This is a genomic window from Flavobacterium sp. YO64, from assembly GCF_004119505.1.
In the GTDB taxonomy this organism is placed as follows: Bacteria; Bacteroidota; Bacteroidia; order Flavobacteriales; family Flavobacteriaceae; genus Flavobacterium; species Flavobacterium oncorhynchi.
The window spans coordinates 1-14,896 of sequence record NZ_NRQV01000055.1 but is presented as its reverse complement, the minus strand read 5'-3'; the positions used below and the strand labels follow the sequence as shown (position 1 = coordinate 14,896).

Here is a 14,896-nt window from a genome sequence, read left to right as displayed (position 1 = left end):
ACCAATAATGATTAAAAGTAATGCAGATTTGTCTTCATTAAATTTTTCTAAACCTGCATAAATAAGAATATAGGGGAAGAACAATATAAAATAATTCGAAATATATCCAAAATGAGAAATTGGCCATTTTAAATTATTAATGATATATTTTTTTTTAATTGAATCCATTTACTGTATTATCAATATTGTTTTTAACTTAAAAACTTAATAGTAATTACATCGCGATAATTCAATCCTAATAAACTATTTGCAGAACCTACCTTTGATGGATTGCTTCTAAAAATGGCGATTTCGAGAAATCCTGCTTCATTAAAAATAGCTAGTTTTTCGCCCTCATAGGTTTTAATAGGGTATTTGTCTGAAGTTGCGATATCTGAATAATTGGGCAGAATTGTTTTGATGCTTTTTGGTTTCATGACGATCTCGTACGGACGTCCGCGCGAAACTTCTAAAAATTGTTTTTTAGAGATATTGGTAACGACATTTCCAAAATGATCGATATAAATAACATATCCTTTCAGTGTATTTCCGTCAGCAGAAACAACCGCCTGTAATTCGGTTACCTCTTTAACAGCAGGGATTTCTTTTCCAATAACATTTAGTAATCCGCCTTTTGCAATGTGGCAGGCTACTTGTATAAAAATGTCTAAATCGCTGGATTCAACTGGAAAACGATCGTGTATATTAATAGCTACAATTTTCTGCGGAACGATTTTTTGCGTAAGCATACTTAAAATCCCGTTATCAGCACAGATAAAGAAGTGATCGTTCCATTGCATGGCTATATGCTGGTTTTCTTTGTTGCGTTCAATATCAACACCAATTAAGTGAACAGTGCCTTTTGGAAAGCTTAAATATGATGCTCCAATTATATAACTTGCTTCGGCAGTGTTAAATGGATCAATATCGTGCGAAATGTCAATGATTTTTGCCTCAGAAAGCTCTGAAAGAATTTTACCCTTCAGCGAACCAACAAAGTGGTCTTTTAAGCCGTAATCAGTAGTAAGGGTAATTATTGACATCATTTTGTTTATAACTATTGGTAGTATTTAAATCTAATTTTCATTAAATTTGAGAAATGCAAATCTAAGAATAGTAAAAACAAATTGAAAGAAAGAAAAGACAAATTGTAATAAAATATATAGAGTCTCAATTTTCAGTTTCAGTTTTCAGTCTTTTAACAAAAAGTTATTTTAATTGGTACTTAAAAGTATAGATGCGGCTGAAAATCATAACATAAAAAAACCCGACAGCAATAGATTTACAAAACAAATTTATTTTTAATTTAAATTTATCTCCTTTGAACGAAAGAATTATCGAGCTAATAGACATCGCTCCAAAAGACTTTTGGGGCGCGCAGGATTCTCATCTTGAAATTATTAAAAAGTACTACCCAAAGCTTAAAATCGTAGCGCGAGGGACCACTTTGAAAGCCTTTGGCGAAAAAGAAGTTTTAGATGAATTCGAAAAGAGATTTCAGAGGCTTATGCTTCATTTTACCAGATACAACAACATTGATGATAATGTAATTGAACGCGTAATTATGAGTGATGGTCAGGATGAAAAAAAAGCATACGATCATGACAAAATATTAGTTCACGGAGTTGGCGGTAAAATAATCAAAGCCATGACGCCAAATCAGCAATTGCTGGTGGATACGATCAAAAAAAATGATATGGTTTTTGCCATTGGTCCAGCAGGAACAGGTAAAACATATACGGGTGTTGCAATGGCGGTAAAAGCGCTTAAAGACAAAGAAGTAAAAAGGATAATTTTGACTCGTCCGGCGGTAGAAGCAGGTGAAAATCTTGGTTTTTTACCCGGCGATATGAAAGAAAAACTGGATCCTTATATGCAGCCGCTTTACGATGCTTTGCGCGATATGTTACCCAATGAAAAACTCGAAGATTACATTTTAAAAGGAATTATTCAGATTGCGCCTTTAGCTTTTATGCGCGGACGAACGCTTGATAATGCCTTTGTAATTTTAGACGAGGCACAGAATACGACCCACTCACAAATGAAGATGTTTTTGACTCGTATGGGAAAAAACGCTAAGTTTATGATTACGGGAGATCCTGGGCAGGTCGATTTACCGCGACGCACTATTTCGGGGCTTAAAGAAGCGATTTTGGTTCTGAAAGATATTGACGGAATTGGAATTATCTACTTAGATGATAAAGATATCGTTCGCCATAGATTAGTGAAAAAGGTAATTGACGCTTACAAACAAATAGAAAATCACGATTAAGTTTAATTTTTGTGAAATGTTAAATGTAAATCGTAAAGTGTGTTTTAACATTTATTGATATTCGTTTTGTACTTATTTCTTTTTGAAAGGTGCAAAACGAATGTTTTTTTTATAAATATTGTAGATAAATGAGTAATTCTATTGATATTAAATTTCAAAAGCATTTTAAACTTTATGTTTTGTTAAAAGATAAAATAATCTTTGAGAGCGAATTGAATAAATCAAGCATCAAATATTACATAGATATTGAAACACAAGCATTAAGTGATAATAAGATTAGATATTTTTTACTTGACAAAGATCGAGAAGGGATTGATAATATTTTAATAAGTAAAAATATTATTGCTAGTACAGAGACTATAAATGTTAATGATTTTAGAGATGCTAAAAGCTATTATAAAGTTTATTTTATTATAGCTTTATTAGTTATTGTACTTACAATTTTAATAAGTTTAATTTAACGATGAAACAACTTGATGATTTCTACCTAAACAAAGAAGACTCCATAAAAGGGACATTTCTTGCATTAAAAGAAATCATCTTAAAACAAGACAAAGACATTACGCACGTTCTAAAATACGGAATGCCTTTTTTTTGTTATAAAGGAAAAATGTTCTGCTATTTATGGAAGCATAAAAAAAATAATCAGCCTTATATTGGAATCGTAGAAGGAAAACATTTTGATGAACCTTTTTTGCTTCAGGAAAAAAGATCAAGAATGAAAATTATGATGCTTAATTCTAATGAAGATTTGCCTTTGGAGCAGATTGAATCAGTAATTCAGAAAGCTTTAAAATTATATAAAACGGGCATTATTAAAGTTTAAAATGGTTAATAAGTATTATTTAACGAAATAGTTAAATAAATAATAAACTTACCTTATTTTGAGCTTTAAAACCTTTTAAACTTTGTTTGGCTGGGCTTAAAGCCGTAAATTTGCACATCATAAATATTTGATTATTAATATGACAAATCTTAAAAATATAAAAGTTGTAGTAAGTGATTTAGATGGAACTTTACTCAACCCTCAACATCGAATTTCAGATTATACGAAATCAATTTTTCAAGAACTTCACAATCAAAATTATCTTATTGTAGTTGCCACAGGCCGTCATCATCTTGATGCAATGGCAATTATCGAAACCCTTGAAGTTCCTGTTTATTTAGTAAGTTCAAATGGAGCCAGAATACATTCGCCAGAAAAGCAAGAACTTTTTGCTTTTGATTTAGAAAGCGATGTAGTTAAAGCAGCCTTAAATGTTGAAATCGACCCTGAAATTACAGTAGTTTTATTCAAAGAAAATGTTTGGCAGACCAATAGAGTAAATGAAAGGTTAAATGCTTTTCAGGCTGAATTGAAATATCGCCCTGAATTAGTGGATTATAAAACTCTTGAAGATTTTAAAGCGATCAAAATTTTCTTTTCATGTGACAATCACGAAAAATTAGTAACGTTAAAAGATGCTGTTTTAGCTAATTCTTCAGATAATCTGCATCATGCCTTTAGTTTGCCTACTTGTTTAGAGTTTATGGATAAATCTGTGGACAAAGCTGTTGCAATCGAAAAAGTTCTCGAAAAAGAAGGTTTTACTTTAGACCAGGCAGTTGCATTTGGTGATGGTTTTAACGATGTACAAATGTTGGCCGCAGCCGGAAAAGGATTAATTATGGGGAATGCTCCAGCTTTGCTAAAAGAAACTTTGCCAGATTTAGAAGTTGTAACATCAAATGCCGAAGATGGTGTGGCGAAATATATTGCTTCAAAAATATTGAATAAAGAATTTGCAGCAAACGAAGCATAATTATTAAAATAGATATACAAGGTTTAGGATTTTGAATTTTAGACTTTTGATAAAAAAAAGATCCTTGAAGGTAATTCTTCAAGGATTTTATTGTTAAATGGATATTATGTAGAAGATTTTACAAGGAAATTCCAAAAATGTTTTTTTAGTAAATTTCAACGTGTATTTTTGTTTTCTCATAAAAACTAATACCATGACAAAAAACATTTTTATTGCTGCCTTTCTAATTTTTTCAATAAAAGGATATAACCAAACATTGAAATTAGAGGAAATAATGAAAGGCGAATCTTTTATAGGAAATCAACCCATAAACGGACGCTGGTCTTTAGATAGCAAAAAAGTTTATTTTGATTGGAATCCAACTAATGATTTAGGCGCAAGTACTTATTCCTGGCAAAAAGGAGCTGCAAAGCCTGTTTTGGTTGAACCAAAGGAAGCCGCTTTTTCTAAACTTGATTTTAAAAGAAAACCGGGATCAGATTTAGTTTATTATTTAGATAACGGAAGATTGTTTTCGTACTCTATTGCTTCAAAAACAACAAAAAAAATCTATCAGCAAAGCACGTCAATTTCAAATCTTGAATTAGGCAGTGAATCTGGAATAGTATTTTTTGAGCAAAATGATAATATTTTTAAATACAATGCAAAAGAGGGAAGTGTTTTGCAAATTACCAATTTTAGTAAAGGCGAGAAAAAAAGTAAAACACCTGAGAAGGATTCTTTCTTAAAAACACAACAGAAAGAATTATTTCAGTTTATTAGAGATGCTGAAGCAAAAAAACAATGGAATCTAGCAAAAAGTAAAGCTGTTAAATCTGATTTTGCTAAAGAATATTTTTATGGAAAGGATAACTTTTATAATCTAAAAGCGAATCCAAACGGGAATTTTGCAACATTTTGTTTAGCAGAAGAAGCAGATGTTAAAAAAGAAAAAATGGAAGTTTTTATAACTAGTGATGGTTATAATCAATCGCCTGAGACAAAAGAAAAAGTATCTACGGCAAATTTCGTTAAAACAAAATTCGGAATTTATTCTGTTGCTAAGGATTCTGTTTATTTTGTTGATTTTTCAAAATTGAGCCACATTCAAGATGTTCCTAAATATTATGAATCGTACGATAACTTGAAAAGCAAGGCAAAAGAAGATAAGTTAATTGTAGCTCAGGCTCCAGTTTACAACGAAAACGGTTCAATTGGAATTGTTGAAATCAGAAGCCAAGATAACAAAGATAGATGGTTGGTGAGTTTAAATCTAGAGAATGGAACATTTAAAGAAATTGAGCATCAGCATGACGAAGCTTGGATTGCTGGACCAGGAATACCATCTTATTCTTTTGATTCTGGAATTCTAGGTTTCTTAGCAGATAATGAAACTCTGTACTTTCAATCTGAAGTAACAGGCTATTCACATTTATATACTTATAATTTTAAATCGAATAAAAAAACGCAGCTTACAAGCGGCAATTGGGAAGTTCGCGATGTGACGCTTTCTAACGATAAAAAAACATTCTATTTAACAACCAATACCACACATCCAGGAAACAGGAATTATTATAAATTAGCTGCTTCTGGGGGTGTTTTAGAACCTATTTTAACAAAAGATGGAGCGCATGAAGTTGTAGTTTCACCAGATGAAAAAACGCTGCTGGTACGTTATTCGTATAAAAATATTCCATGGGATTTATACATTGCTGATAACAAAAAAAATACTGCACTGCAACAAATTACTTCTTCGGTTTCTGAAAGTTTCAAAAATTACAAATGGAGAGAGCCTGAAGTTATAACATTTAAAGCACAAGACGGAACTCCTGTATATGCTAGATTATATACGCCAAAAACGGAAACTTCGAATAAAGCTGCAGTTATTTTTGTTCATGGTGCAGGATATTTGCAAAACGCCCATAATTATTGGAGTAATTATTATAGAGAGTATATGTTTCATAATATGTTAACTGATTTAGGTTATACTGTTCTAGATATTGATTATAGAGGAAGTGATGGTTATGGAAGGGATTTTAGAACTGGAATTTATCGTTTTATGGGCGGAAAAGATTTGACTGATCAATTGGATGGTAAAAAATATTTGGTTGAGAAGCACGGAATTGATGCGGATAGAGTAGGTATTTATGGCGGGTCTTATGGAGGTTTTATTACTTTAATGGGAATGCTTACTACTCCTGGTGAATTTGCTTCGGGCGCAGCTTTACGTTCGGTTACAGATTGGGCACATTACAATCATGGATATACCGGTAATATTTTGAATTTCCCAGAAACAGATCCAATTGCTTACAAAAAAAGTTCTCCTATTTATTTTGCAGATAATTTAAAAGGAAACTTGGTGATGCTTCACGGAATGGTTGATGATAATGTAGAATACAAAGATATTGTTCGTTTATCACAACGTTTTATAGAGTTGGAGAAAAAGAATTGGACACTAGCTTCTTTCCCTGTTGAAGCACACGGATTTAAGGAAACTTATTCTTGGATAGACGAGTACAGTAGAATTCTGAACTTATTCAATTCGACTTTGTTGAAGAAATAAGTGTTAGTGATGCAGCTTTATAATTTAAGGTTTGCACGGAGATTAAAAGAAAAAAAGAATCTGAATAGATTCTTTTTTCTTTTAAATAGTTTTAAATTTGCATTCATAAAAAACAACACAACTTAGGATAATGAGTAATACAATTACAACTACAAATTTTAATTTTCCGAATCAAAAGTCAGTTTACCGCGGAAAAGTTAGAGAAGTTTATAATATCAATGACGAACTTTTGGTAATGGTCGCAACCGATAGACTTTCGGCATTTGATGTGGTTTTGCCAAAAGGGATTCCATACAAAGGGCAAATTTTGAATCAAATTGCTACAAAATTTATGGAGCTTACAGCAGATATTGTTCCAAATTGGTTAATTGCAACTCCAGATCCAAATGTAGCTGTTGGACATTTATGTGAACCTTTTAAAGTTGAAATGGTTATCCGTGGTTATGTTTCTGGTCATGCTGCACGTGAATATGCTGCAGGAAGAAGACAAATTTGCGGTGTAACAATGGCCGAAGGTTTGAAAGAAAATGACAAATTTCCTGAGCCAATTATTACACCAACTACAAAAGCCGATAATGGTTCACATGATGAAGATATTTCTCGTGAGGATATTTTATCTAAAGGAATTGTTTCTGAAGAAGATTATTTGGTTTTAGAGAAATATACACGAGCGTTATTTCAAAGAGGAACTGAAATTGCTGCTTCTCGCGGTTTAATTTTAGTAGATACAAAATATGAATTCGGAAAAACAAAAGACGGAGTTATTGTTTTAATTGATGAAATTCATACACCAGATTCTTCTCGTTATTTTTATGCTGATGGATATCAGGAAAGACAAGATAAAGGAGAGGAGCAAAAACAATTGTCTAAAGAGTTTGTTCGCCGCTGGTTGATTGAAAATGGTTTTCAAGGACAAGAAGGACAACAGATTCCTGATATGACAGAGGCTTATATCGAATCAGTTTCTGAAAGATATATCGAATTATACGAAAATATTTTAGGAGAAAAATTCGTTAAAGCTGATATCGACAATATTGATCAGCGTATTAATAAAAATGTATTAGATTATCTAAGTACTAAATAATAAGTCAAAGGTTTTTAATTTATTTTTAAACTAGACCTCTCCAGCTAAAAATGCCTTGCAGATTTTTAATCGCAAGGCATTTTTTATATTTTAAAAGACTATTTTTCTACTAAATCAAATTTAGATTTTATTTTTGTTCCATTTGATCTTTTAAATTTTCAAGACCTTTTTGCAAATCGTTTCCAATCATTTGATCCATTTTCATCATTGGCAGCATTATATTCATAGGAAAAGGAATAACACCATTAACTCCCCATTTTACTTTTGTTTGATTTCCTGCCAAACTTTCGGTTGACATAAAACCATTGGCCGTGTCGTTCATTGGTTCTTTAAAGCGAAGTGCAAAATCCAGTCGTGAGTTAGGAATAATTTTGGTTATTTCCTGTTCTCCAACACCAACTTCTTTAACTTTACTTTCCCATGCTGAAATCGCACCAACAGTTCCATCAACACCTTTAAAAGTTGATTTCATTTTTGGGTCAATGTTTGCCCAGACACTAAATTGATTTTGATTTTTTAGATATTTCACATAATTAAAAACAGTATCAACAGGTTTGTTAATCGTGATTTCTCTTTCGACCGCATAATTTTTTGGCATGAAGTAAGCTGCAATTAGTACAATAGAAAAAACTAAAATTAAGATAACCAGAATTTTTTTGATAAGTCCCATAATCTTTGGTTTAGATAGTTAATTACTTTTTTGAAAATTAGTTAAATAATAAGCATTAATGATTGTAAAGTTATAAAAGTAAAACGCTGTATTTTACCACGTTTAAATTTTTTTGAAGATTTTTTTTATAAAATTTCATTTTTAGTGTAACATTTTTGTAATCTCTGCGTCTATATAAGTGTAGGCAAAAAAGTTTAATAACAATTAGATTATATGTATAAGCCTTTCATTAACTGAATGTTAGTAATTTGTTAAAACATATTACCTTGTAATACATAATACATAAAATTACTTACATTTACATAGAATTTAAAAATCATCAATATCAATCAATTAATAATCAATCATTATGAAAAATTCAATCATTTATTTAGGAGTTGCTTTAGTAGCGTTTGCCAATGTTTCAATGGCATCAAATCAAACATCACTTGTGAAACCACAAATTGAAATTACAAACGGTTTTTCTTCACCATTAAATGTGGCTGTTAGTAAAGGAGATCTTGCATTCGTAAAAAAACTTATTGAGTACGGTGGAGACGTAAACGAAATATCGGAAGATTTGTCACCTTTAATGATAGCAGCACGCTATAACAAAGTTGAAATCATGAAAGTTTTAATAGCAAATGGGGCTGTTGTAAACAAAAAAAATGAAAAAGGATATACAGCATTAAAATATGCTGAGTTATCAAATGCGACAGATGCTATCGCTATTTTGAAAGAAGCAAAATAAACATTTGTTCTAAAAGTTTAAAGAGTTTGAGTTAGTAAACGAAACGACCTTCCTGAGCAGAAGGTCGTTTTTTTTGTGCCTAGAAATCAAAAAAGCATCATTAAAAATGATGCTTTTTCTTTTTGAACCTATTTAATTAACCACTAATTAATTTTAAAATTTTTATTCGATAGGCGCATGTTTTCTGCGATTGAAAATCCAGAATAAAATAGGGAAGACCAAGAGCGTTAGAATTGTTGCTGTAACTAATCCTCCAATAATTACAATCGCAAGAGGTTTTTGAGATTCAGATCCAATTCCAGTTGAGATTGCAGCTGGCATTAAACCAATTGATGCCATTAATGCTGTCATAATTACTGCTCTTGTTCGTGCTTTTACGCCTCTAAAAATTGATTCTTCGAGCGAGAATTTTGCTTTGATATTGTGATGAAATTCAGATATTAAGATAACTCCATTCTGAATACAAATTCCGAGTAAAGCGATAAATCCAACTCCGGCAGAAATTCCGAAATTCATACCTGTAAGATGCAAAGCAATAATTCCTCCAATTACGGCAAAGGGAACATTTGCCAATACAAGCAGTGAGTCTTTTAGATTTCCAAACAAAATAAACAGCAGTACAAATATTCCAATTAAACTTATTGGTACAACCTGTGCTAAGCGGGCACTTGCACGAACTTGATTTTCAAATTCACCAGTCCAGCCGGTTGTATAACCAGTTGGCATTTTTACTTCGGCTACTTTCTTTTGCGCTTCTGCAATTGTACTTCCTAAATCTCGATCTCTCACAGAAAATTTAACTCCTATAAAACGTTTTGTATTATCTCTATAGATAAAAGCAGGTCCTGTAATAGTTTTAATGTCGCAGATTTCTTTCAATGGAATTTTCGCGCCATTTATAGTAGGAACTTTTAATTCGGCTAAATCTTCTTCATCTTTTCGATATTCTTTAGAAAAACGCACTCGAACATCAAATTTCTTCTCATCTTCATATTTTTCTGTGGCTGTTTTTCCTCCAAAAGCTAATTCTAAAACAGCTTGAGCATCGCTTAAAGTTACTCCGTATGCCGCCATTTTTTCGCGATCTAAAACGACGCTTATTTCTGGCTGACCTACATTTCGAAGGATTCCAACATCTTTGATTCCTGGAATGTCTTTAATTTTTGCTAAAACCTGATTAGATAGTTCGTCAAGTTTATCTAAATCGTCTCCATAAATTTTCACCGCGTTTGAAGCTTTAAAACCAGCTACAGATTCTGCTACGTTGTCAATAACAGGCTGTGAATAATTATAGGTAATTCCTTGGTGAACTTTTAGCTTCTCATCCATTTCATTAATTAAGTCATCCATTGTAATTTTTCGCTTCCATTCCGCTTTTGGTTTTAAATCAACTTGGAGCTGAATAAATCCAAAACCATTAGGATCTGTTCCATCATTGCTTCGACCTGTTTGCGACAGTACTTTTTTAACTTCAGGAAAAGTTTCAAGATCTTTTCTAATCATTGCAGCAGTTTTTACACTTTCTGGCAATGATGTGCTCATTGGTAATTCTGCCGTTACCCATAAGGCGCCCTCATTTAATTGAGGTAAAAATTCAGTTCCTAAAAAAGTAGCTGAAAAAAATGTAGCAGCAATAATTCCTATTGATAGAACTAATGTTTTTACTTTATGTTTAAATGTCCAAGCAAATCCTTTACCTACAATTCTATCCCAAAAGTTCACAAACGGATTATTCTTTTCTTTTACATTTTTGTTCAGTAAAATATGAGATAAAACTGGAACTAAAGTCAGTGTGAAAAGTAATGCACCCATTAAAGCAAAACCTAATGTATAGGCTAGGGGAGAGAACATTTTTCCTTCTACTTTCTGGAAAGAGAATATTGGAAGTAAAGCTGTAATAATTATTAATTTAGAGAAAAAGATGGCTTTACCCATTTCAGTTCCCGTTTTCTTAATAATACTTCCTTTGGCAATTTTATTATACGCAGTCATTCCTAATTGATGCGCACGGTGGTCTAACACTACAAACAATCCTTCAACCATTACCACCGCACCATCAATAATTATCCCAAAATCGACCGCTCCCAAACTCAGCAGGTTGGCGCTCATTCCCATCATTTTTAGACATAAAAAGGCAAATAATAAAGAAAGCGGAATTACAATTGAAACGGTAAAAGTTGTTCGCCAATCGGCCATAAAAAGAAACACAACACAAGTAACGAGAATGATTCCTTCAAATAAATTATGCATTACCGTTTCGGTAGTGAAATTCATTAAGTTATCACGATCATAGAAAGTTTCTATTTTAATGTCTTTCGGAAGTACATTTTCGTTTAAATCTTTTATTTTGTCTTTAATTAAGGCTAATGTTTCTTGTGCATTTTCGCCTTTTCGCATTACAACAATACCTTCAACAGCGTCATCATTTTTGCCAATACCAGTTTGACCAACTCTAGGCATCGCACTTTCGTAAACCGATGCTACATTTTTTACCAAAATAGGATTTCCTCCAGCATCGTCAACAATTATGTTTTCGATGTCAGAAATAGATTTTAGTAAACCAACTCCTCGAACTACAAATGCCTGTCCGTTTTTTTCAATAATGTCACCACCAACATTTAAGTTTCCTGCATTTACAGCATTGTAAACCTGAAGAGGTGTAATGTTGTATTTTGCAAGTTTTATAGGATCAACACCAACTTCATACGTTTTATCTTGACCTCCAAAAACATTTAAATCGGCAACACCTGGAACTGCACGTAATTGTTTATCAATTACCCAGTTTTGGTAGGTTAATAATTCACGGCTGTCTCTGCTGTCGCTTTTTACAATATATCTAAAAATTTCTCCGGTTGGTCCATACGGAGGTTGAACATCTGGCTCAACATCATCAGGAAGTTTTACATTTTTAAGCAGATTATTTACTTGAAAGCGAGCGAAAGTATCATCTACACCATCATCAAAAATAATTTTGATAACAGATAAACCAAACATTGTAATACTTCGTACACTAGTCTTTTTTTGAACCGAGTTCATCGAAATTTCGATCGGCGAAGTAACAAAACGTTCAACTTCTTCGGCACTTTTTCCATTCCACTGTGTGATGATAATAATCTGCGTGTTGGTAACATCTGGAAAAGCGTCAATTGGCATATTTTTGAAGGAAATAAAACCTGCGACGGCCAGTACTCCAACCCAAAAAAAGGTAAATGCTTTGTTCTTAAGAGAGAAAGCAATAATGTTTCTTATGAATTTGTTCATGTCTTAATCGTTTAATGCGCGATAAATAAATAACTGATTATTAGTAATTACCTTTTCATTTTCCTTTAAACCGCTTGAAATGTAAGTTGTATCTCCTACAACTCTAAAAACTTCAACTTGTCTAGTTTCAATATTATGACGATCCTTGAATATCATTACAAAGTTTTTACTTTTATCAAAAACAATGGCGTCACTAGGAATTGCTATCATTGATTTATCCTCATTAAAAGATAATTTTATGTTTGCATTCATATCAGGTTTTAGCAAAAATCCTGGATTTTGAAGTTTTATTCTTGCCTGCATTGCCTTAGTTTGCGGATCAATTACATTGAATATTTTATCTACTTTACCTTTAAAGATTTTATCTGGATAACTTAAAGTTGTTACGCTGGCATCAATACCTAGTTTTACTTTATTAATATCAATTTCGTTGATATTTGCCATTGCCCAAACTTCACTGATTTCTGCAATATCAAATATGTTTTCAGAACGGTCAGATCTTAAAAGCATATCTTGATTAATGCTTTTTTGAATAATAAATCCACTAATTGGAGCAGTTACTTCGTAAATTGAACCTGCTTTTATGTTATAGATTTTATAAGTTTCCTGAATTTTACTTAGTTGAGATTGAGCTTTGTTTACTTCGGATTTTGCTTGGAGTACATCGCTTTCAGAATTTAATTTTCCGTCAAATAATTCCTGTGCCACCTTTAAATTGTTTTTAGCGACTAATAAATCGCTTTTAGCATCTATAGATTGCTTTTCAAAATCGGCTACATCAGTACTTTTTATAATAGCCAAAACTTGTCCTTTATGTACGTAGTCACCAAGCTCTACATTAACTTTGATTACATTACCGCCAACAAGAGGGTAAACATCTATCATTTTATTATTGTCGGCCGTAATTTTTCCATAAAAGCTTAATTCATTTTTTACAATTTGAGTTGTTGCAGTTGCGGTGCTTGTGGTTTTAAGCATACTGTCACTTAGTGCAAATGAAGAATTGGTTTGAGGATTTTCTACTTCCTTTTTGCAGCTTGTCAGCGATAAACTAACAATTGCAATTCCTATAATTAGTGTATGTTTCATTATTATTTAGTTTTAGAATAAATCCTTGTTGATTGTACTGTTTAATTCTTCTCCAGATAAGGCTAGTTTTTTCTTTAGTTCGTTAACTTGAAGATTTGCTTGATTGTAGCTTTCCATAAAATCCGTAAATTCTAATAAGCTGATATTTCTTTTTTGAAAATTGGCTAAAATTCCGTTGTAAACTGCTTCAAAATCGGAGTTAACAGTTGGTTTAATTACAGTATAATTTTTTCTAGATTCATTCCATTTATTCCAAGCCGATGTAATTTCAGTTTGCAGTTGAAGATCAAAATTTTGCTTTTCTACTTTTGACTGCGCCAGAATGGTTTGCGCGTATTTAATGTTTCCTTTGTTTTTGTTCCAAAGCGGGAGTGGAATTCCAATTGATAGATTTGCTTCTTTTTCAAAAGCGCCGCTTCGCTGGTCATAGTTTGCACCTAAAGTGATGTCAGGAATAGAAAGTGATTTTTGCCATTTGACATTTAATTCATTTGCTTCAATTTCTTTTTGCTGAGCTAAATAATCAGGACGATTTGCAATTGCTTCATCTTGAAAAGATTTTAAATCAAATGGTATTGTTTTTAAGTATTTATTGAAATCATCTTTTGAAACATTTGGAATAATAGTTTCAGTTTCGTTTAATAGGAGTTTTAAGTTTGCCTGCTCTTCAATACTATTATTTACAACTTCCATTCTCTCATTCTTAAAGTTTAAATAAAGTGATTGTAAACGAACAAGATCTTTTAATGCAATATTTCCTTTCTGTACTTGTACAGAGTATGAATTGATTAAGTCTTCAATATGTGCAAGCTGATTATCTGTCGTTTCAAGGCTTTTTGTGTTGTAGTAAACCGTGTAAAAACTTTTACGCAGCTGCAGTTTTAATGTTCGAAGCAAATCATTGAATTGGAGTTCTGCTAATTGTTCATTAGTTTTTGCCAGTTTTACTTCATTGCGTTTTTTTCCGCCCAAGTAAATTAACTGTTCTATACCAAATGCTTTTTGACCATCTTTTCCTATATCAAAATACTGATTCCTTTCAGGATTATAAGCATTTAATTCCGCAGAAATAGTTGGGTTGTCCCAAATTTTTGCCTGAATGGTCAGTGCTTTTGAGGCATCGATATTATATTGAGATGCCAATAAAAAAAGGTTCTTTTTAAGAAATTGGCTTTCACAGTCTTGAAGAGTAACTGTTTTCTGAGCCACAATTACTTGATTGAAGAATACAAGTAACAGCAATGCATATAGTTTTTTCATTGTATCAAATTTATTTTATACAAATATGCTATCAGTAGACTTTAAGACACCTTAAAATCTACCTTAAAAATACCTTAAAATAAATTATTAATGAAAAATTAATTGAAATAAATTCGCGTTTTCATCTGTTACACTGTAAGTTATGCTTGATTGGTGCAGGTTTAAGATACGGTTTACAATGCGTAAACCAAGTCCGAATCCCGTTGT

The 14,896-nt window shown here is 32.0% G+C and carries 12 protein-coding genes; 7 read left to right on the top strand and 5 right to left on the bottom strand.

The features are described from left to right. Positions 1-191 precede the first annotated feature (191 nt). Complete coding sequence (locus tag BOW57_RS20305; protein ID WP_129056957.1) at positions 192-1,022, bottom strand: S-adenosyl-l-methionine hydroxide adenosyltransferase family protein; 831 nt, start codon at positions 1,020-1,022, stop codon at positions 192-194. Positions 1,023-1,300: 278 nt separating this feature from the next. Between BOW57_RS20305 and BOW57_RS20300 the strand changes: the two genes are divergently transcribed. The 6 genes from BOW57_RS20300 (at position 1,301) to BOW57_RS20275 (ending at position 7,679) form a co-directional block, all read left to right on the top strand. Further along, entirely contained in the window at positions 1,301-2,251 is a 951-nt protein-coding gene (locus BOW57_RS20300) for a PhoH family protein (protein WP_089055972.1), read from the top strand. Positions 2,252-2,379: 128 nt separating this feature from the next. Then, entirely contained in the window at positions 2,380-2,712 is a 333-nt protein-coding gene (locus BOW57_RS20295) for a hypothetical protein (protein WP_129056955.1), read from the top strand. A gap of 2 nt (positions 2,713-2,714) precedes the next feature. Beyond that, the gene (locus BOW57_RS20290) at positions 2,715-3,077 is read left to right on the top strand and encodes a DUF1801 domain-containing protein (RefSeq protein WP_129056953.1); all 363 of its coding nucleotides are present in this window, start codon (positions 2,715-2,717) and stop codon (positions 3,075-3,077) included. Positions 3,078-3,216: 139 nt separating this feature from the next. After that, the gene (locus BOW57_RS20285; protein WP_129056951.1) at positions 3,217-4,053 is read left to right on the top strand and encodes a Cof-type HAD-IIB family hydrolase; all 837 of its coding nucleotides are present in this window, start codon (positions 3,217-3,219) and stop codon (positions 4,051-4,053) included. Between the two features lie 193 nt (positions 4,054-4,246). Then, complete coding sequence (locus tag BOW57_RS20280) at positions 4,247-6,595, top strand: prolyl oligopeptidase family serine peptidase (protein ID WP_129056948.1); 2,349 nt, start codon at positions 4,247-4,249, stop codon at positions 6,593-6,595. A 130-nt stretch (positions 6,596-6,725) separates the two neighbouring features. Continuing rightward, positions 6,726-7,679, top strand: coding sequence for a phosphoribosylaminoimidazolesuccinocarboxamide synthase (locus BOW57_RS20275; RefSeq protein WP_089055977.1), 954 nt, complete (start codon positions 6,726-6,728; stop codon positions 7,677-7,679). A 127-nt stretch (positions 7,680-7,806) separates the two neighbouring features. On the opposite strand, the gene BOW57_RS20270 is transcribed toward BOW57_RS20275, so the two are convergent. Next, positions 7,807-8,349, bottom strand: coding sequence for an SRPBCC family protein (locus tag BOW57_RS20270; RefSeq protein ID WP_129056946.1), 543 nt, complete (start codon positions 8,347-8,349; stop codon positions 7,807-7,809). Between the two features lie 349 nt (positions 8,350-8,698). Here BOW57_RS20270 and BOW57_RS20265 point away from each other — a divergent pair, with 349 nt between their 5' ends. Next, complete coding sequence (locus BOW57_RS20265) at positions 8,699-9,079, top strand: ankyrin repeat domain-containing protein (RefSeq protein ID WP_129056943.1); 381 nt, start codon at positions 8,699-8,701, stop codon at positions 9,077-9,079. Positions 9,080-9,241: 162 nt separating this feature from the next. Here the strand turns inward: BOW57_RS20265 and BOW57_RS20260 are convergent, their stop codons facing one another. Genes BOW57_RS20260 through BOW57_RS20250 form a run of 3 tightly spaced genes read right to left on the bottom strand, consistent with a single transcriptional unit; the run spans position 9,242 to position 14,689 of the window. After that, positions 9,242-12,340 carry an efflux RND transporter permease subunit gene (locus BOW57_RS20260; RefSeq protein WP_089055980.1) on the bottom strand — a complete coding sequence of 1,033 codons (3,099 nt, stop codon included), beginning with the start codon at positions 12,338-12,340 and terminating at the stop codon, positions 9,242-9,244. A 3-nt stretch (positions 12,341-12,343) separates the two neighbouring features. Next, complete coding sequence (locus BOW57_RS20255; protein WP_089055981.1) at positions 12,344-13,429, bottom strand: efflux RND transporter periplasmic adaptor subunit; 1,086 nt, start codon at positions 13,427-13,429, stop codon at positions 12,344-12,346. A gap of 12 nt (positions 13,430-13,441) precedes the next feature. Continuing rightward, positions 13,442-14,689: a TolC family protein gene (locus BOW57_RS20250; RefSeq protein ID WP_129056941.1), complete on the bottom strand. Its 1,248-nt coding sequence runs from the start codon at positions 14,687-14,689 to the stop codon at positions 13,442-13,444. Positions 14,690-14,896 lie beyond the last annotated feature (207 nt).